At 71.8% G+C, this 18,316-nt stretch carries 15 protein-coding genes; 7 read left to right on the forward strand and 8 right to left on the reverse strand.

Annotated features, from left to right (window positions below):
- The first annotated feature begins 123 nt into the window (after positions 1–123).
- From IH00_RS0118425 to IH00_RS0118435, 3 genes are all read left to right on the forward strand, one after another.
- Positions 124–963 carry a TIM barrel protein gene (locus IH00_RS0118425; protein ID WP_031074931.1) on the forward strand — a complete coding sequence of 280 codons (840 nt, stop codon included), beginning with the start codon at positions 124–126 and terminating at the stop codon, positions 961–963.
- 36 nt (positions 964–999) lie between these two features.
- The gene (locus IH00_RS0118430) at positions 1,000–1,917 is read left to right on the forward strand and encodes a 2-hydroxy-3-oxopropionate reductase (RefSeq protein ID WP_031074932.1); all 918 of its coding nucleotides are present in this window, start codon (positions 1,000–1,002) and stop codon (positions 1,915–1,917) included.
- 242 nt (positions 1,918–2,159) lie between these two features.
- Entirely contained in the window at positions 2,160–3,617 is a 1,458-nt protein-coding gene (locus IH00_RS0118435) for a catalase (protein WP_031074934.1), read from the forward strand.
- Positions 3,618–4,560: 943 nt separating this feature from the next.
- On the opposite strand, the gene IH00_RS0118445 is transcribed toward IH00_RS0118435, so the two are convergent.
- From IH00_RS0118445 to bla, 4 genes are all read right to left on the reverse strand, one after another.
- Positions 4,561–5,502, reverse strand: a complete 942-nt coding sequence (locus IH00_RS0118445; RefSeq protein WP_031074938.1) for an NAD-dependent epimerase/dehydratase family protein — start codon at positions 5,500–5,502, stop codon at positions 4,561–4,563.
- A 329-nt stretch (positions 5,503–5,831) separates the two neighbouring features.
- Entirely contained in the window at positions 5,832–6,479 is a 648-nt protein-coding gene (locus IH00_RS0118450; protein WP_031074940.1) for a class I SAM-dependent DNA methyltransferase, read from the reverse strand.
- A 241-nt stretch (positions 6,480–6,720) separates the two neighbouring features.
- Entirely contained in the window at positions 6,721–6,885 is a 165-nt protein-coding gene (locus tag IH00_RS43380; RefSeq protein ID WP_199819772.1) for a hypothetical protein, read from the reverse strand.
- 76 nt (positions 6,886–6,961) lie between these two features.
- On the reverse strand, positions 6,962–7,894 hold the full coding sequence (gene bla / locus IH00_RS0118460; RefSeq protein WP_031074941.1) for a class A beta-lactamase: 933 nt from the start codon (positions 7,892–7,894) through the stop codon (positions 6,962–6,964).
- Positions 7,895–8,035: 141 nt separating this feature from the next.
- On the opposite strand from bla, the gene IH00_RS0118465 reads away from it, so the two are divergent.
- Positions 8,036–9,016, forward strand: coding sequence for a LysR family transcriptional regulator (locus IH00_RS0118465; protein ID WP_234334884.1), 981 nt, complete (start codon positions 8,036–8,038; stop codon positions 9,014–9,016).
- Entirely contained in the window at positions 9,013–9,915 is a 903-nt protein-coding gene (locus tag IH00_RS0118470) for a serine hydrolase (protein WP_031074944.1), read from the forward strand. Before IH00_RS0118465 ends, IH00_RS0118470 begins: the two co-directional genes overlap by 4 nt.
- Before the next feature lie 277 nt (positions 9,916–10,192).
- On the opposite strand, the gene IH00_RS40315 is transcribed toward IH00_RS0118470, so the two are convergent.
- Entirely contained in the window at positions 10,193–10,651 is a 459-nt protein-coding gene (locus IH00_RS40315) for an endonuclease VII domain-containing protein (protein ID WP_234334885.1), read from the reverse strand.
- 281 nt (positions 10,652–10,932) lie between these two features.
- Here IH00_RS40315 and IH00_RS0118485 point away from each other — a divergent pair, with 281 nt between their 5' ends.
- On the forward strand, positions 10,933–11,865 hold the full coding sequence (locus IH00_RS0118485; RefSeq protein WP_078887826.1) for a peptidoglycan recognition protein family protein: 933 nt from the start codon (positions 10,933–10,935) through the stop codon (positions 11,863–11,865).
- A gap of 159 nt (positions 11,866–12,024) precedes the next feature.
- On the opposite strand, the gene gcl is transcribed toward IH00_RS0118485, so the two are convergent.
- Complete coding sequence (gene gcl / locus IH00_RS0118490; RefSeq protein WP_078887827.1) at positions 12,025–13,809, reverse strand: glyoxylate carboligase; 1,785 nt, start codon at positions 13,807–13,809, stop codon at positions 12,025–12,027.
- Between the two features lie 292 nt (positions 13,810–14,101).
- Here gcl and IH00_RS0118495 point away from each other — a divergent pair, with 292 nt between their 5' ends.
- The gene (locus IH00_RS0118495; RefSeq protein WP_031074952.1) at positions 14,102–14,908 is read left to right on the forward strand and encodes a hypothetical protein; all 807 of its coding nucleotides are present in this window, start codon (positions 14,102–14,104) and stop codon (positions 14,906–14,908) included.
- 97 nt (positions 14,909–15,005) lie between these two features.
- Here the strand turns inward: IH00_RS0118495 and IH00_RS0118500 are convergent, their stop codons facing one another.
- The gene (locus IH00_RS0118500; protein ID WP_031074954.1) at positions 15,006–16,607 is read right to left on the reverse strand and encodes an AMP-binding protein; all 1,602 of its coding nucleotides are present in this window, start codon (positions 16,605–16,607) and stop codon (positions 15,006–15,008) included.
- Positions 16,604–18,289 carry an AMP-binding protein gene (locus IH00_RS0118505; RefSeq protein WP_031074955.1) on the reverse strand — a complete coding sequence of 562 codons (1,686 nt, stop codon included), beginning with the start codon at positions 18,287–18,289 and terminating at the stop codon, positions 16,604–16,606. The genes IH00_RS0118500 and IH00_RS0118505 overlap by 4 nt, the downstream gene beginning before the upstream one ends.
- Positions 18,290–18,316 lie beyond the last annotated feature (27 nt).

Consider the following 18,316-nt stretch of genomic DNA (forward strand, 5'->3'; position numbering starts at 1 on the left):
CCGGAAGGCGCCCTTTTGTGTGCCCGTATCGCGAGCCGGTCTTGACAGCCCACCACCACCCCGGGCAATCTTCCGTTAAGCAGAAATGAACTTCCGCAATACGGAAGGAGCGCCGAACCCCTCATGGGATACACGGACCAGCGCTTCGATGTGAACCTGTCGATCCTCTTCACGGAACTCCCGCTCCTGGAGCGCCCCGCGGCCGCCGCCGCGGCGGGCTTCACCGCGGTCGAGCTGTGGTGGCCCTGGATCGAGACGCCCACGCCCGACCAGAGCGAGCTCGACGCCCTGAAGAAGGCGCTGGACGACGCCGGCACCCGGCTGGTGGGCCTGAACTTCTACGCCGGCGCCCTTCCGGGACCGGACCGCGGCGCCCTCTCCGTACCTGGTGAGGAGTCGGACCGCTTCCGCGCCAACATCGACGTGGCCGCGGACTTCGCCGCCTCGGTCGGCTGCAAGGCGCTCAACGCGCTGTACGGCAACCGCGTCGAGGGCGTCGACCCGGCCGCCCAGGACGAGCTCGCCCTGGCGAACCTGGTCACCGCGGCCCGCGCCGCCGACCGGGTCGGCGCCATCCTCCTGATCGAGACGCTGAACAAGCCGGAGTCGCCGCTCTACCCGCTGGTGAGCGCCCCGGCCGCGATCGAGGTCGTGGACAAGGTGAACGCGGCGACCGGCCTCGGGAACGCCAAGTTCCTCCTCGACATCTACCACCTGTCGATGAACGGCGAGGACGTCACCCAGGTCATCGAGGCGTACGCGGCGAAGACCGGCCACGTCCAGATCGCCGACAACCCGGGCCGCGGCGCGCCCGGCACCGGCTCGCTGCCGCTGGAGGAGCTGCTCGACCAGCTCGCGAAGGCCGGCTACGACGGCTGGGTCGGCCTGGAGTACAAGGCCGGCGACCGCCCGAGCGCCGAGTCCTTCGACTGGCTCCCCGCCGAGGCCCGCGCCGCCCGCTGACCTCCTTCCGCACCACCAGTTCTGAGAGGCACCCTCATGAGCAAGCTCGCTGATTCCTCCCGGTCCACCCGCCCGGCGATCGCGTGGATCGGCCTCGGCATCATGGGCTCCCCCATGTCCGAGAACCTGATCAAGGCCGGCTACAGCGTCACCGGCTTCACCCTGGAGCAGGACAAGCTGGACCGCCTGGCCGCGGCCGGCGGCACCGCCGCCGCCTCGATCGCCGAGGCCGTCGGGGGCGCCGACGTGATCATCACGATGGTGCCCGCCTCCCCGCAGGTCGAGGCCATCGCGTACGGCCCCGACGGCATCCTGGAGAACGCCAGGTCCGGCGCCCTGCTGATCGACATGTCGTCGATCACCCCGCAGACCTCCGTCGACCTGGCCAAGGCCGCCCGGGAGAAGGGGATCCGCGTTCTGGACGCCCCCGTCTCCGGCGGCGAGGCCGGCGCCATCGAGGCGGTGCTGTCGATCATGGTCGGTGGCGAGCAGGCCGACTTCGAGACGGCCAGGCCGATCCTCGAGGCCCTCGGCAAGACGATCGTGCTGTGCGGCCCGCACGGCTCCGGCCAGACGGTGAAGGCCGCCAACCAGCTCATCGTGGCGGTCAACATCCAGGCGTGCGCCGAGGCCGTGGTCTTCCTGGAGAAGTCCGGCGTGGACCTCACCGCCGCCCTGGACGTCCTCAACGGCGGCCTGGCCGGCTCCACGGTGCTGACCCGCAAGAAGGACAACTTCCTGAACCGCGACTTCAGGCCGGGCTTCCGCATCGACCTTCACCACAAGGACATGGGCATCGTCACCGACGCCGCCCGCAACGTGGGTGCGGCCCTTCCCGTCGGCGCCGTGGTCGCCCAGCTGGTCGCCTCCCTGCGCGCCCAGGGCGACGGCGGCCTGGACCACTCGGCCCTGCTGCGCGCCGTCGAGCGTCTCTCCGGCCGGCAGGTCGCCTGACCGGGCGGGTCCCCGCGGCTCACCCCGAGGGCCCGACGGCACCCGTGAGGACCTGACCCTCCGCCTCCCGACGGCTCTCCCCTCTGCATCCGGGCCGTGGCTGCGCCGACACCTGTCCTGTCGCGCCCAGGCGCAGCCGCGGCCCGGATCCCTCACCTACATTTCAACAAACTGTTGACGTTTGAATCGGAGCCAACCTACGCTCCTGACACCGCTCAGCAGCTCCCGCACGGAAGGTCACCATGTCGAAGCGCGTGCTTACGACCGAGTCCGGCGCCCCCGTCGCCGACAACCAGAACTCCGCCACCGCCGGCGTCGGTGGCCCGCTCCTCCTCCAGGACCAGCACCTGCTGGAGAAGCTCGCCCGCTTCAACCGGGAGCGCATCCCGGAGCGCGTGGTGCACGCCCGCGGCTCCGGCGCGTACGGCTACTTCGAGGTGACCGACGACGTCACCGCGTACACCAAGGCGGACTTCCTCTCCGAGGTCGGCAAGCGCACGGACCTGTTCATCCGCTTCTCGACCGTCGCCGACTCGCTGGGCGGTGCCGACGCGGTCCGCGACCCGCGCGGCTTCGCGGTGAAGTTCTACACCGAGGAGGGCAACTACGACCTCGTCGGCAACAACACCCCGGTGTTCTTCATCAAGGACCCGATCAAGTTCCCCGACTTCATCCACTCGCAGAAGCGCGACCCGTTCACGGGCAAGCAGGAGCCGGACAACGTCTGGGACTTCTGGGCACACGCCCCCGAGGCGACGCACCAGATCACCTGGCTCATGGGCGACCGCGGCATCCCGGCCTCGTACCGCCACATGAACGGCTACGGCTCGCACACCTACCAGTGGACGAACGCCGGGGGCGAGGCCTTCTTCGTCAAGTACCACTTCAAGACGAACCAGGGCATCCGCTGCCTGTCGTCCGAGCAGGCCGCCGAAGTGGTCGGCAAGGACGCCAACTCGCACCAGACCGACCTGCTCCAGGCCATCGAGCGCGGCGTGAACCCCTCCTGGACCCTGTACGTGCAGATCATGCCGGCGGCCGAGGCGGCGGACTACCGCTTCAACCCGTTCGACCTCACCAAGGTGTGGCCGCACGCCGACTACCCGCTGCAGCGGGTCGGCCGGATGGTCCTGGACCGCAACCCGGACAACGTCTTCGCCGAGGTCGAGCAGGCCGCGTTCTCGCCGAACAACTTCGTTCCCGGCATCGGCCCGTCCCCGGACAAGATGCTCCAGGGCCGCCTCTTCGCCTACGCGGACGCCCACCGCTACCGCCTCGGCGTCAACCACACCCAGCTGCCGGTCAACGCCCCGAAGGCGACCGTGGCCGACAACTACGGCCGCGACGGCTTCATGGCCACCCGCAACGGCTCGCGCCACGACAAGAACTACGAGCCCAACTCGTACTCGGGTCCGGCCCAGACCGACACCCCGCTCTCGGCCCCGCTGGCCGTCCACGGCCACACCGGCACGCACGCCGCGCCGCTGCACACCAAGGACGACGACTTCTTCCAGGCCGGTGAGCTCTACCGCCTGATGTCGGAGGAGGAGAAGCGGCGCCTCGTGGCGAACATCGCCGGCGGCCTGTCGCAGGTCTCCCGCGAGGACGTCATCGAGAAGAACCTCGCCCACTTCCACGCCGCGGACCCGGACTACGGCACGCGCGTCGAGGAGGCGGTCCGCGCCCTGCGCGAGGACTGAGCACCCGCGAGACGGCGTACGGCAACCGACGGGAGGTCTGCTGCCGTACGCGGTCCGGACCACCGGCCCGGATGAGGGGTGGTCGGTGGTACGGACAGGTCGTGGACCGTGGCGGCGCGCGAGCCAGTGCGGTGGTGGGGAAGCGCCGTCCCCCTTCTTGACCTGAAGGGAGGGCGGACGGCACTCCCGTCGCCCGCCGCCACGGTCCCGGCACCTCCCCCATGGATTCCGTCCGGCGGCGCGAACGTCCTGTCGCGCCAGCCTCGCACCGTCGGACGGTCACCAGCATCACCGCACAGGAAGAGCCAGGGCGCGGAGCCGGGGTTTACGGTCCCCCGGCTCCGCGCCCTTCCTCATGCCGCCGGCCAGGGCTTCGAGCCGCTCCAGGCAACGCCCGTCGCGATTGCGGGAACACGGCGGGAACCGATGGTGGAGATTCCGGCTGAAGCAGCGGACAACACGGTCGAGAGATCGTCACGCCCACATGTCCGGGCCGCCGCCCCGCCACTCGACCAGGCCCGTCGCCTCGACGTCCACCTCGTCGATGTTCTGCCGCCCAGGACCCACGCGCCGAACTGCGCGGCCCGGCCGCCGGCCACGTGTTCGCGGTGGTGGAGCAGGCTGCGGACGCCTTCGCCGAAGGACACGAACGGGCGCCGCAGCCATCCGTGGTCCTGGCGTGTGGTGGCCTTCGTACGGCCGCCCCGGCCCAGCAGCCGAGCCGCCATCGCCGGGGCCAGGTCGGGGAAGAGCTGCGCCGGCATCACCGGCTCCGGCACGCTCGGCTCGCGGTGGTCGAGGAGGATGTGGGCCGGCTCGTGGGCCGTCACGTCCGCCGGGGTCGAAGTGATCGGGGTCTCCGTGGCGCGGGACCGATGCGCCCGGTACCCCCCGGCCGGCGCCGGTGCGTCCACCAGGACCGGGGGCACCTCCGTCCCCGACGTCACCCGCCGGCGGCCAGCCGCTCGCGCCACCAGTCCACCGTCGCCGCGATCTGCTCGTCGACGGGCGTGGCGCGTACCGCGAGAGCGGTCGCGTAAGCGCTCGAATCGACGACGAAAGGCCGCTCGAACTGGTAACGGACCTCCTTGAGTTCGCGGATCAGTGGGGAGAAGAGCGACGCGACTCCCAGCACGGCCGGCGGCAGTGCTCGCACCGCGACCGGGCCGGTTCCCGCCCGGGCGGCGAGGCGGTCCACCATCTGCCGTGCGGACAGCGCGGGTTCCGTGGGAACGTGCCAGGCGCGCCCCCAGGCCCGTTCCTCCGCCGCAACCTCGGCCAGGGCCCGGGCCACGTCGGGGAGGTAGGTCCAGCTGTGCGGGGTGTCGGGATCACCGAGCATGGAGACCGGCTTGCCGCGCAGCAGCCGCGGCATCACCCGCGCGGCCAGGTGGCCGCCGTCGGTCACGCCGGGCCCGAAGAAGTCCGAGGCCCGGACCTCGACCGCCCTGATGCGGCCCTGCTCGTGGAGGGTCCGCGCCCGCTCCCAGACGGCGGCGCGCACCCGCCCCTTTGGGCCGGTCGCCGCGAGCGGCAGCTCCTCGGTCAGGGGACCGTCCACCGGCCCGTAGCCGTAGAGGTTGCCCAGCAGGACCAGGACGGCCCCGGTCGCCTCGGCGGCGGCACAAAGGGAAGCGGCCAGCGGCGGCCATGCACTCACCCACCGGTGGTAGGGCGGCGCGGCGCAACCGTGGATCGCGGCCGCGCCCCGCGCGGCGTCGATGAGCCGCGCGCTGTCCGCGGCGTCCAGCGCGATGTGCTCGATGCCGGGCTCGGGGCCGCGGCCCGACGTCGTGATGACGCGTACTGAATGTCCCTGGCCGGCCAGCAGCCGAGCAGTGGCCGCTCCGGCGGGCCCGAATCCTACGACGACATGAAGGCTCACCCATGCAGACTAACGCGGGCGCTTCCTGATGAAACGTCAACTCCGCGCGCCGGGGGCATGGAAGGGGCCCGACCGCATAGGACGCCGATTCCTTGGCGTGATCGGTCCCGAGCCTTGCATGGCGGATCCGGACAGGTCGCCCGCCCGTCCGGACGGCATCCGGATCCGGATGCGTCCGGCGGCGATGCGACCACCGGGATCGCGCGTCTCGAACGCGAGCCGACCGCCGCGCGGCATGAGACCGGTGCGGTTCGTGTGGAGCCGGGCCGCCAGGAGATCCGGGCGGCCCGGCTCACGCCGTCGGGCAAGCCTTCCTCATGCCCCTCGGTCTACGCCTTGCATGCGAGGAGCTGGACCTCCTGGAACTGCCGCCGGTCGGTGGGGACCGGCTCGATCACCAGGCGGGCCGACTCCGTCAATCCGTGATCGCGCAGGAGCCCGGCGAGGTGGTCGGGGCACCAGCGGTAGGCCGTCACCACCGTGTGGTCGTAGGCCTGTGTCTCGTGCCGGGGGCCGTCGGTGGCAGGGAACTCGATCAGAAGGTGCCCGCCGGGAGTCAGGACCCGGGCGATCTCGGCCAGGATCGCGGGCAGGTCCCGCGGCGGGGTGTGGATGACGGACCACCGCGAGAGCACGCCGCCCAGCGTGCCGTCCCCGATGTCCAGCGCGGCCATCGAGCCGACCTCGAACCGCAGCCCGGGATTGGCTGCGCGAGCGAGCTCGACCATCGCGGGGGAGGCGTCGACGCCGAAGGCGTCCAGGCCCAGCTCATGGAGGTGAGCCGTGATGTGGCCCGGTCCGCAGCCGAGGTCCGCGACCATGCCCCCGCCGTTCGTCCGCACCAGCTCCGCAAAGGCACTCAGGAGGGCGCGCTCCAGCGGGCGGTCGCGCAAGGAATCGTGGAACTGCTCCGCGTAGGTGGACGCGACGGCGTCGTACGCCTCGCGGGTGGCGTGCAAGGTGTCGAGTTCGGTCATCCGGAGACCGTAGCGGGAGGAGAGGATCCGTCCTGCCGCGACAGCGGCACCGGCCCACCGACCCACCGACCGCCCGCGCCCCTGCCCAGGGGCAGCAGCCACCCCGCTCCCGCAAGAGGTCCGCAATGGAGCGCCGGCCCGCACGACCGCGCGCCTCAAGGGCGCACGGCGGCACGGCGGTACGGCGGTACGGCCGCAAGCGATCTACGCTCCTGCGGCCGCACCACCGTGTACGCGCCGCTCAGTGGTGGGACGGGTCCACGATCACATCCAGGACCTCACGCACTACGCGGTACGTCTCCGCCGTGCCGTCGTCCGTCTTGCGTTCCTCCTGCTGTCGCGCCCAGTCCCGGGCGAGCCGGATCCTGCGGAGCAGTTCGTCCGAGTCCACAACACCATCGGTCATGGCCTCCGGGTACCCCGAATCCGCGGAAACGGGCCTCCCCGGGCCGACGAATCGGTATGCCGGGAAGTGCATGCCGTTACGACAGGGAGCGGGCCACCACCGAGGCGGCCTGCGCGATCAGCCGGTTGTCGTGCTCGGCGTCCTTCTCGCCGCGGTTCGACATGATCGCCATGACGATCGGGGCGCCGTCGGGGGGCCACACCACCGCGATGTCGTTGCGCGCGCCGTACCAGCTGCCCGTTCCCGTCTTGTCGCCGACGACCCAGCCCTTCGGCACCCCGGCCCGGATGAGCTCGTCCCCGGTGACGTTGGTCTTCAGCCACTCGGTCAGCCGTGCGCGCTCCGCCGGTCCGAGGACGTCGCCGAGGACGAAGGCACGCAGGTCCCGGGCCAGGGCCCGAGGGGTGGTCGTGTCGCGCGTGTCCCCCGGCACCCACCGGCTCAGCTCGGGCTCACGGCGCTCCATCCGGGTGACGTCGTCGCCGATGCCTTCGAGGACGGCGTCCAGGCCCTTCGGCCCGTCCAGCCGGTCCAGGAGCAGGTTGGCCGCGGTGTTGTCGCTGAAGCGGACGGCGGCCTCGCACAGCGCATCCAGTGTCATCCCGGTCGCCACATGCTTCTCCGTCACCGGAGACGGCTCGACCAGCTCGTCCCGGGAGTAGGTGACCCTCTCCCCCATCCCGCCCACGGTGTACTTCCGCAGCACCGCACCCGCGGCGAGCGCCTTGAACGTGGAGGCGTACGGGAAGCGCAGGCCGTCGTTGTAGGCCACCTCGCGTCCGGTGCCGGTGTCGACGGCGTGGACGCCGAGCCGGGCGCCGAACCTCCGCTCCAGTTCCCGGAGTTCGCGGACGTACGGCTCGGTCCGTGCGGCCGGGTCCGGGCGCGCCGCCATGGGGGACGCGGCCGGCGCGGCCGGGGCGTCACCCCGGCCGCAGGCCATGAGCGGGACGAGGGTCAGCGTGGCGAGGGCACCGGCCAGGGCGCGCCGGACGCGGGCGTGGTGCATGGTCCAAACCTCCGGATCCGCCCGCACCGAGAGGTACGGGCGCGGGGATCGTCAGTGTCGTGCCACCTTGGTCCTCCTGCCGCCATGCGGTCCAATACGGTTCCGCGCGGTTTCATGCGGAACTGGCATAGAGTCGGGGCCGTGGATCTCGTGGGGGCGTGTCGCGCGTTCGTCAGCGTCGGTGAACGCGGCAGTTTCACCGTCGGAGCCGCCGCCGCGCGGATGTCCCAGCCGGTGGCCAGCCGTCGCGTGGCCGCCCTGGAGGAGCGCTTCGGCGAGCAGCTCTTCGAGCGCACGTCGCGCCGGGCCGTGCTCACCCCCTTCGGGCGGGACATGCTCCCGGTGGCCCGGCACCTCGTGCAGGCGGCCGATGTGCTGCTGCACGAGGCGGAGGCCGCCCGGCGCAAGCCGTGGCGGCTGGCCGTGCCCGGCATCTGCTCCACCGCCGCGCTCGCCCGGCTCGTCGCCGAGGCGCGAGGGCTCGGCGTGACCCTCGACCTCCGCGTCGCGGAGCCCGCGCGGCGCACGGAGTTCGTCCAGGCGCAGCAGGTACGGGCCGCCCTCCTCGCGGTGCCGGCGGACGAGGCGAGGTGGTCCGTGCCGCTGGGCGTCGCCGCGGCCCGGGACCCCGGCGTGAAGCGCGTCTACCTGGAGACGCTGCGGGTGGGCCGGGCCTCGTCCGGCCCGGCCCGCCGTCTGTGGCTCCAGCCCGAGGACGACGTACCGCACGTCCGGGACCCGCTGACGCGGCTGCGTGACGCGCTCGGCCTGCGGCCCGCACAGCTCGTCGTCGCGGCGGACCTGACCACGGCGGCCGCGGAGGTGCTGTCCTCCCGCGACCTGCTGGTGTGCTCCCCCGCCCAGGCGGAGGAGCTCGGCCTGCACTGGCGACCCCTCGGCGAGGCCACGCTGCACCGCGGTTTCGCCCTCGTGGCCGCGGCGGACGGCAACGCACAGCGCCTCGAGGCGCGTCTGGGTGACGCCATCGCGCGCTGCCTGGGAACGGTCACGGTCACGGCGCAGGACGCGGGGGCCCGGGCCGGGCGCGCACCCGCACGGGGTGGCGTCCCACCGACCGCAGCCGGACTCCGGGCGCGCGGCGCGGAGGGCGGCGGAGCATGACCACCGAGGCGCTGCTGCGCGACCTGCGCCGGGAGCTGCACGACGGCGGCCTGCGGGGCTGCCTGCTCGTGCGGGATCTGCACACCGGCGAGGAGCTGGGGATCGACCCGGAGACCCCACTGCCGGCCGCGTCCCTGGTCAAGGTCCCGCTCGCGCTGGCGACGGCGGAGCGCATCCGCCGGGGCGAACTCGACGGGGGCACGGTGCTCGACGTGGAACCGGGACGGATCACCACGCCCGGGCCCACCGGGCTGAGCCGGTTCCGCCACCCCGCCCGGATCGCGATCGACGACCTGCTCTACCTGAGCACCTGCGTGAGCGACGGCACGGCCGCCGACGCGCTCTTCGACGTGACGCCACCGGCCCGGGTCGCCGCCGTCCTGCAGGAGTTGGGGCTCCGCGGGATGACCGTCCGGCACGGCATGCGGGAGTTGTCCGACACCCCCGTGGAGCGCTTCGACACCGACCAGGCCCACCTGGCCCACGCCCTGGCGATCGACGCCGGCACCAGTGGCCGCGGACACCGCGTCCCCCAGCTCGACACCACGCGCGCCAACACCGGCAGCGCACGCGCCTGGGTCGAACTGCTGCAGGCGCTGTGGACCCCCTCGGCGATCCACCCGGAGGTGGCCGGACGGGTGCGCGACCTCATGGCGCACAACATGCTGCGCCACCGGCTCGCGCCGGACTTCAGCTCGGACGCCACCACCTGGTCCTCCAAGACGGGCACCCTCCTCAACCTCCGCCACGAGATCGGGGTCGTCGAGCACTCCGACGGCCGGGCCTTCGCCGTCGCCGTCCTCACGGAGTCGCTCGTCCCGGCGGCCGTCCAGCCCGGCGCCGAGGCCCTCATGGCCGCGTGCGCGCGCAGGCTGCACGACCACCTCCGGCAGCTCTGAGGAGTGTCTCGTCCGGCGCGGGTGACGGCTACGCGGAGTGGGTAAACCACCACTGAGCATCACTCACCGTGCACCCGTCCGGTGCCCGCTCCCGCAGGGAAGGGGGCCGCCCCATGGCGTGGTATCCCGCCGCCACCCGCATGGAGTTACAGCCCGAGTCGGACGCCCAGCCGGCGATCCGGCCCACCCAGTTCATCCTCCACAGCATCGCCGCCCCGTGGACCGCGCGCCGCATGTACGAGTACTGGCGCGACAGCGTAGGCGGCGCCTTGAACAGCTACCGGGAGGCGTGCCGTTCGAGATACGCCGCTGCGGCGCGCAGGAGTTCCGGGCTGTCACGGAATTTCCCGAGCCCGTGGTTGCAGGCGGCGCACACCAGGCCGCGGACGCATGCCCCACAGATCCCGGCAGAATTCGGGCAGCAGCCATGATCGTGGTCAACGCACAGAGCGAACCCATTGTCGTCGACCTGCTTGCAGATGGCGCAAACGCCTCCTTGGCTCGCCAGCATCTCCGCGTAGCGGTCGGGAGACAGCCGGCACAGCGCCTTGCGCTGCGCGCCCGGTCCGCAGCTTCGGCAGTTCCCCTGCAACTTGTCCTTGGCCTTGCCGTTCCGGTTGAACCCATCCGGGTGAAGCCAGAGGAGGCAGGTACGGCACTGCTTCTCGCCCCGTGGGTTTCGGTCATGCGGCTTGGCATGCCGCCGGTCCGGCAGCGGAGTCAGTTCGCGTCCCACGGTGCGCTGCCAATTGTGGCTGGCGCACAACCCCTTGCTGATGTGCTTCCGTGTGCAGCCGGGAAACTCGCATCGCCGGGTCTCCATCGCCGTACTGCCGTGCACGCGATGCGCGGTCCCGGAGCCTGTGTCCCCGTGGCGCTGCCACCGCTGGTAGTGCATGGCGCACCACCCTCGAGAGAGCACACGGACGGGGCGGCTGCAGCCCTCGACAGTGCAAGTGAGCTCCTCCACGCCGACGTCCCCCCACAAAACGTTCCCGAGCCAGAAGGAGGCACCTGATGGCATGGTGCCCGTTCGCGAAGAAACTGGAGCTCCAGCCAGAGAGTGATCAGCAACCCGCCATCAGGCCTACGCAGTTCATCCTGCACAGCCTTGCCGCGCCGTGGAGTGCGCAGCGGCTGTACGAGTACTGGAAGTCCAGCTCGCTCGAGTCCCATTTCGGGCTGGGTTACCAGGGTGACCTCGCCCAGTACATCGGTACCGAGACCCGCGCCGACGCCAACTACCAGGCGAACCGGCGGCCCGACGGGACCGGTGCCGTGTCCATCGAGACCGCGTCGAACCTCCAGCACACCGACCCGTGGACGGACAAGCAGGTCGAGCAGCTGATCCGGCTCGGGGTGTGGCTGCACCAGCGCCACGGCATTCCGCTGCGGGTCTGCCGCACCGCCTCGGACCCCGGCTACGGCTACCACCGGCTGCACGGCGCCTGGGCCGTGTCCGGCACGGCCTGCCCCGGCGACGCGCGTGTGCGCCAGTTCAAGAACGTCGTCTTCCCCGGGATCGTCGCCCGGGCCAACGGCGAGCTCCCGCCACCGTCAGAGGAGGACCCCATGCCGAGCGTCATCACCGAGTCGGAGGCCGGCGGACCGGCCCTGGAGGCGGGGAAGTACGAACTGCTGCGGATGGCCGACGACACGGCGCTGCTCCAGGGCCCGTGCACGTACACCGTCACCGCGTACGTCACGGTCCGCGGGCGGACCGGCACGCGCGTCACCGTGCGCTTCCACGACCTGCCGCTGGCCACCCGCAGGCCGTCGCTCGACCTGCCGATCGACTGCGGTGTGATCGGCGCGGACGGCCTGCTGCACGTCGCTGCGACCCGCAACGGCGTGTTGGCCGCCAATGAACAACTCAAGGTCGAGATACGGGCGGACGACGCCGCCCGCGTGGAGCGCCGCGTCCTGCGCGCCCTGCGCTGGCCGGCCTGATCACCCGCCCCACGGCCCGGCCGGGTGCCCGCGGACCGCGCCCGGCGCCCGCGGACCGCGCCCGGCGCGGGACGGCCCCCGCCCCGGGAATCGCCGGGGCGGGGGCCGTCTTCCCCCGGGAGCCGCGCGGGTGGGTCGGACCAGCGGGCGGGCGGTGGGTCAGACCAGCGGGCGGATGGCGGTCGGGGCGTGGCCCGGCTCGGTCGCGAGCTCCTCGAACTCGGTGACGTCGCTCATGTCGACCGTCTTGCTCATCGCGATGTTGGTGATGCGCTCCAGGATCGCCTCGACGACGACCGGGACCTGGTGCTCGACGGCCAGCTTCTTGGCCTCCTCGAACGCCTCACCCAGCTTCTCCGGGTCGGTGACGCGGATCGCCTTGACGCCCAGGCCCTCGGCGACCTTGACGTGGTCGACGCCGTAGACGCCGATCTCCGGGGTGTTGATGTTCTCGAACTCGAGGTTGACCTCGAAGTTGATGCCCAGTCCGCCCTGCGCCTGACGGATCAGGCCCAGGTAGGCGTTGTTCACCAGGACGTGGACGTAGGGGACCTTGTGCTGGGCGGCGACGGCCAGCTCCTCGATCATGAACTGGAAGTCGTAGTCGCCGGAGAGCGCGACGATCGGGGTCTCCGGGTCCGCGGTGGCGGCGCCGATGGCGGCCGGGATGGTCCAGCCGAGCGGGCCGGCCTGGCCGCAGTTGATCCAGCGGCGCGGCTTGTAGACGTGCAGGAACTGCGCGGCGGCGATCTGCGAGAGGCCGATGGTGGTGACGTAGCGCGTCTCCGGGCCGAAGGCCTTGTTCATCTCCTCGTAGACGCGCTGCGGCTTCATGGGGATGTTCTCGAAGTGCGTGCGGCGCTGCAGGGTGGCCTTGCGCTCCTGCGCGGAGGCGGCCCAGGCACTGAAGTCGGGCAGCTCGCCGGCGGCCTCGAGCTCCTTGGCGATCTCGATGAAGAGCTCCAGCGCGGCCCTGGCGTCGGAGGCGATGCCGTAGTCGGGGGCGAAGATCTTGCCGAGCTGGGTGGGGTCGATGTCGACGTGGACGAACTTCCGGCCCTTGGTGTAGGCGTCGAGGTTGTAGCCGGTGTGGCGGTTGGCCCAGCGGTTGCCGATGCCGAGGACGAAGTCGGACTCCAGGAAGGTCGCGTTGCCGTAGCGGTGCGAGGTCTGGACGCCGACCATGCCGGCGCTCAGCTCGTGGTCGTCGGGGATGGTGCCCCAGCCCATCAGGGTGGAGATGACCGGGACGCCGGTCAGTTCGGCGAACTCGACCAGCAGGTCGGAGGCGTCGGCGTTGATGATGCCGCCGCCGGCGACGATCAGCGGGCGCTCGGACTCCAGCAGGAACCGGATGGCCTTCTCGGCCTGGGCGCGGGTGGCCTGCGGCTTGTAGACCGGGAGCGGCTCGTACGTCTCCGGGTCGAAGTCGATCTCGGTCTGCTGGACGTCGATCGGCAGGTCGATGAGGACCGGGCCGGGACGGCCGGAGCGCATCAGGTGGAACGCCTGCTGGAAGACGCCCGGGACCTGTGCGGCTTCCAGGACGGTGGTCGCCGCCTTGGTGACCGGCTTGGCGATCGAGGCGATGTCGACGGCCTGGAAGTCCTCCTTGTGGAGCTTCGAGACCGGCGCCTGGCCGGTGATGCAGAGGATCGGGATCGAGTCCGCGATGGCGGAGTACAGGCCGGTGATCATGTCGGTGCCGGCGGGCCCGGACGTGCCGATGCAGACACCGATGTTGCCGGCCTTGGCCCGGGTGTAGCCCTCGGCCATGTGGGACGCGCCCTCGACGTGGCGGGCGAGCGTGTGGCTGATGCCACCGCCCTCCTTGAGCGCCTTGTAGAAGGGGTTGATGGCCGCGCCCGGGACCCCGAACGCGTTGGTGATGCCCTCACGCTTGAGGATCTCAACTGCCGCTCGGGCAGCGGTCATACGAGGCATGGAGTGCTCCTGCTTCAGCCAGGCGGATCGGGCTCTGTCGCGCCACCTGAGAGCTTCGATTCCGTAATGCGGAAGTGTACTTCTGTTATACGGAAGCAATGTAGGTCGCCGACGCAACGGCCGTCAAGGCTCGGCCGCCGCCGCACGGCTCCCACGCCGGCCCTCACGAGGGGCGCGGGGCGGCCGTCGCAGGGGATGTGAGGGCGCAGGAGGGGCCGGGAGCGCGGGGAGGGGCTCCGTTCCGCCACGGAGTGGCCGAAGACCTCCCCAAGGGGGGCACGCTTGGTGGACGATGGGTGACGGAACGAAGGGGGCCGTCGTGGGAGAGAACGTGCCGGTACGCTGCCCGGCCTGTCGGCGAGCGCACGCGTATGCGCCACCCGTCTACCCGTGCGCCTGCGGCGCCCCGGTGGCCCCGCCCCTGCTGAAGGGCGCTCCGGCCGAGCCGATCACCCATCGGACCTGGACCGACGAGTGGGTCACGGTGCGCTGCGCGGCCTGCGGGCGCCAGGGCCAGTGGCCGCAGCCCGAGCTCGGCTGCCCGTGCGGCACGGTCCTGCGCATCCCGGTGCGGCCGGTGACCTCCGCGGTACCGCCCTCTGGCGGCGCGGCCGGAGCCCCGTCCGGGCCGGCCGCCGCCACGGCCGCCACCACCGGGGTCTCGACGGCGCCGGCACCGGCGCACATCCCGCTGCCGCGGACCGCGGCGGTTCCGCGCCCCTCCTTCAACCCGGTCACCATCCGCACGGCGCGGGACGCGGTCACCGCGGCGGCGCTCTACCTGCGCTGGCTCGGCTTCCGGGACGTCGTCCAGCCCGACGAGCACCCGGCGTCGTCCGGTATCGACCTGCGGGGGCCGGGCCTGGTGGCCCAGGTCGATCCGACGACCAGGCCCGTGTCCCTGCGCGCGGTCGAACTGCTGTGGCTCAACGGCCTCGCGGTCCCGGCCGTGAGCGTCTACTTCTCCCTGGCGGGGTACGAGGAGGCGGCCCGCTCACGCGCCGAGGACCTGCGGCTGCCGCTGTTCGTCATGGACCTCACCGGCACGCCGCAGCCCGTCAACAGCCCGGCGGACGAACTCGTCGTGCGCGGCGCCTGAATCCGCGGCGCCTGAACCGCGGCACCGCAACCCGCGGCGCCCGTGGTCCGGCGTGCCGCGCACCCGGCACCCAGGCCGCCCGCCGCGCACCGCGTGCTCACGCCGACCCGTACCGCTCGCGCAGTTCCACCTTCCGGACTTTTCCGCTGACCGTCATCGGGAAGGTGTCCAGGACCGCGACGCGCCGCGGGATCTTGTAGTGCGCGAGGCGCTCGCGGCAGTACGCGGTGACGTCGTCGAGCGTCGGCGGATCGGCCGGGTCGCGCGGGATCACGCACGCCAGGATCTCCTCCCCGTACCGCTCGTCCGGCACGCCCACCACCTGCACGTCGGCGATCTTGGGATGGCCGTACAGGAACTCCTCGATCTCGCGCGGGTAGACGTTCTCGCCACCCCGGATGATCATGTCCTTGATGCGGCCGGCGATCCGGACGTAGCCGTCGTCCCCCATCACCGCCAGGTCGCCCGTGTGCATCCAGCGCCCCGCGTCGATCGCCTCCGCCGTCTTCTCCGGTTCGTCCCAGTAGCCGAGCATCACGCTGTAGCCGCGGGTGCAGAGCTCGCCCGCCTCGCCGCGCGGCAGCGTCACACCGGTCGCCGGATCGACCACCTTCACCTCGACGTGCGGCATGACCCGGCCGACCGTGCCCGTACGGCGCTCCAGGTCGTCGTCGCGCCGCGTCTGCGTGGAGACCGGAGAGGTCTCCGTCATGCCGTAGCAGATCGACACCTCCGCCATGTGCATCTCCGCGACGACCCGCTTCATCACCTCCACCGGGCACGGCGACCCGGCCATGATCCCGGTGCGCAGCGAGGAGAGGTCGTACGCCGCGAAATCGGGCAGGTTCAGCTCGGCGATGAACATCGTGGGCACGCCGTACAGGGAGGTGCAGCGCTCCTGCTGGACGGCGCGCAGGGTGGCGGCCGGTTCGAAGGAGGGCGCCGGGACGACGATCGTCGCGCCGTGCGCGGTGGCGGCGAGATTGCCCATGACCATGCCGAAGCAGTGGTAGAAGGGCACGGGGACGCAGATCCGGTCGTGCTCGGTGTAGCCGAGCAGTTCGCCGACGAAGTACCCGTTGTTGAGGATGTTGTGGTGGGTGAGCGTGGCGCCCTTGGGGAAACCGGTGGTGCCGGAGGTGTACTGGATGTTGACCGGGTCGTCGCAGGACAGCTCCCGCTCCCGGGCGGCGAGTTCCTCCTCCGTCGCGGTACGGGCCGTCAATGCGTCCCAGGACGCGTCGCCGATGTGGTGCACGGCCCGCAGCGCCGGGCAGTCGGCGCGGACCTGTTCCACCAGGGCCCGGTAGTCACTGCCCTTGTGGGCGAGTGAGGCGATCAGCAGCGAGATCCCGGCCTGCCGCAGGACGTAGGCCACTTCGTGCGCCCGGTAGGCCGGGTTGATGTTCACCATGACGGCGCCGATCCGGGCCGTGGCGTACTGCACCAGCACCCACTCGGGGCAGTTCACCGCCCAGATGCCGACCCGGTCGCCCTTGCCGACCCCGGCCGCCAGCAGCCCGCGCGCCAGTTCCCCCACTTCCGCGTCGAACGCCGCGTACGTCCAGCGCCGCCCCGACGGCACGTCGACGAGTGCCTCGCGATCGGGGTGGCGCGCCACCGTCCGCGCCAGGTTCGCACCGATCGTGTCACCGAGCAGCGGGGTGCCGCTCGTTCCGTGCGCGTAGGAGAGGCTCATGCGAGGTCCCCCTCGGCGTACTCGGCGGCCGAGCCGGCCGCGGTGCGCTCGCGCAGCTCGATCCGGCGGATCTTCCCGGACACCGTCTTCGGCAGCTCGGCGAACTCGATGCGGCGGATGCGCTTGTACGGGGCGAGGACGGCGCGCGAGTGCGCGAAGAGCACCTTCGCCGTCTCCGGGCCCGGTTCCCATCCGGCGGCCAGGACCACGTACGCCTTGGGCACGGCGAGCCGGACCGGATCGGGGGCCGGGACGACCGCGGCCTCCGCGACCGCTTCGTGCTCCAGCAGCGCGCTCTCCAGCTCGAACGGCGAGATCTTGTAGTCCGAGGCCTTGAACACCTCGTCCCGCCGGCCCGTGTAGGTGAGGTACCCGTCCTCGTCGCGCGAGGCGATGTCACCGGTGCGGTAGTAGCCGTCCGCCATGGCCTCGGCCGTACGCTCCGGATCGCCGTGGTAGCCGGTCATCACACCGACCGGGGAGGCGGACAGGTCCAGCGCGATCTCACCCTCCACCGCGCCCGGCCGGCCGGTCACCGGGTCCAGCAGTTCGACGCGGAAGCCGGGGCTCGGCCGCCCCATGGAGCCGGCCTTCAGGAGCTGGCCCGGGCTGTTGGAGACCTGGACGGCGGTCTCGGTCTGGCCGAAGCCGTCGCGGATCGTCACCCCCCACGCGCGCCGTACCGTCTCGATGACCTCGGGGTTGAGCGGCTCGCCGGCCGCCACGACTTCCCTGGGCGGGGTGCGCAGGGCGCCGAGGTCCGCCTGGATGAGCATCCGCCAGACCGTGGGCGGGGCACAGAAGCTGGTGACGCCGTGCCGGTCCATCTCGGCCATCAGGCGGCCGGCGTCGAAGCGGGTGTAGTTGTGGATGAAGACCGTCGCCTCCGCGTTCCAGGGCGCGAAGAGGTTGGACCAGGCGTGCTTGGCCCACCCGGGTGAGGAGATGTTCAGATGCACGTCGCCGGGTTTCAGCCCGATCCAGTACATCGTCGCCAAGTGGCCGATGGGGTACGAGGTGTGCGTGTGCTCGACGAGCTTGGGTCGGGCGGTGGTGCCCGAGGTGAAGTACAGCATCAGGGTGTCGTCGGCGTACGTGTCCCCGCTGGGCACGAACGGCGCACAGGCCCCGTAGGCGTCCTCGTAGGCGATCCAGTCCGGTACGGGCCCGCCGACGGCGATCGGCGTCCAGTCGCCGGGGACGTCCGCGAACTTGCCGGTGTCCTCGGCCCGTACGACCACATGACGGGCCCGGCCGCGTTCGACGCGGTCGGCGAGGTCGGCGGGCCCCAGCAGGGGTGTCGCGGGGATGACGACGGCCCGGAGCTTCATCGCGGCGAGTGCCGTCTCCCACAGCTCGACCTGGTTGCCGAGCATGACGAGGATCCGGTCGCCGGGCCGCACCCCGAGTCCGCGCAGCCAGTTCGCCACCCGGTCGGAGCGCTCCGACATCGACGCGAAGGACACGCGGGCCTCGGTGCCGTCCTCCTCGACGATGTGCAGCGCGGTGCCGTCGTTGCCGGCGGCGACGACGTCGAACCAGTCCAGCGCCCAGTTGAACCGCTCCGGCCGGGGCCAGACGAACCCCTTGTACGCGGTCTCCCAGTCCTCCCGGTGCCGCAGCAGGAAGTCCCGCGCCGCGCGGAACTCCCCGGTCGCTTCCGTCGCCCTGCTCTGCGCCATACGGCCTCCTCCGTGGTGGTGACGCAT

This window comes from Streptomyces sp. NRRL S-118 (assembly GCF_000716335.1).
Lineage (GTDB): Bacteria > Actinomycetota > Actinomycetes > Streptomycetales > Streptomycetaceae > Streptomyces.

Bases quoted from the DNA above. Each gene is read 5' to 3' on its own strand.
- IH00_RS0118470 (WP_031074944.1), top strand. From the start codon at position 9,013: ATGACCACCGAGGCGCTGCTGCGCGACCTGCGCCGGGAGCTGCACGAC.
- IH00_RS0118495 (WP_031074952.1), top strand. From the start codon at position 14,102: ATGGGTGACGGAACGAAGGGGGCCGTCGTGGGAGAGAACGTGCCGGTA.
- IH00_RS0118500 (WP_031074954.1), bottom strand. From the start codon at position 16,607: ATGAGCCTCTCCTACGCGCACGGAACGAGCGGCACCCCGCTGCTCGGT.
- IH00_RS0118430 (WP_031074932.1), top strand. From the start codon at position 1,000: ATGAGCAAGCTCGCTGATTCCTCCCGGTCCACCCGCCCGGCGATCGCG.
- IH00_RS0118425 (WP_031074931.1), top strand. From the start codon at position 124: ATGGGATACACGGACCAGCGCTTCGATGTGAACCTGTCGATCCTCTTC.
- IH00_RS0118450 (WP_031074940.1), bottom strand. From the start codon at position 6,479: ATGACCGAACTCGACACCTTGCACGCCACCCGCGAGGCGTACGACGCC.
- IH00_RS0118485 (WP_078887826.1), top strand. From the start codon at position 10,933: ATGGCATGGTGCCCGTTCGCGAAGAAACTGGAGCTCCAGCCAGAGAGT.
- IH00_RS0118505 (WP_031074955.1), bottom strand. From the start codon at position 18,289: ATGGCGCAGAGCAGGGCGACGGAAGCGACCGGGGAGTTCCGCGCGGCG.
- bla (WP_031074941.1), bottom strand. From the start codon at position 7,894: ATGCACCACGCCCGCGTCCGGCGCGCCCTGGCCGGTGCCCTCGCCACG.
- IH00_RS0118435 (WP_031074934.1), top strand. From the start codon at position 2,160: ATGTCGAAGCGCGTGCTTACGACCGAGTCCGGCGCCCCCGTCGCCGAC.
- IH00_RS43380 (WP_199819772.1), bottom strand. From the start codon at position 6,885: ATGACCGATGGTGTTGTGGACTCGGACGAACTGCTCCGCAGGATCCGG.
- gcl (WP_078887827.1), bottom strand. From the start codon at position 13,809: ATGCCTCGTATGACCGCTGCCCGAGCGGCAGTTGAGATCCTCAAGCGT.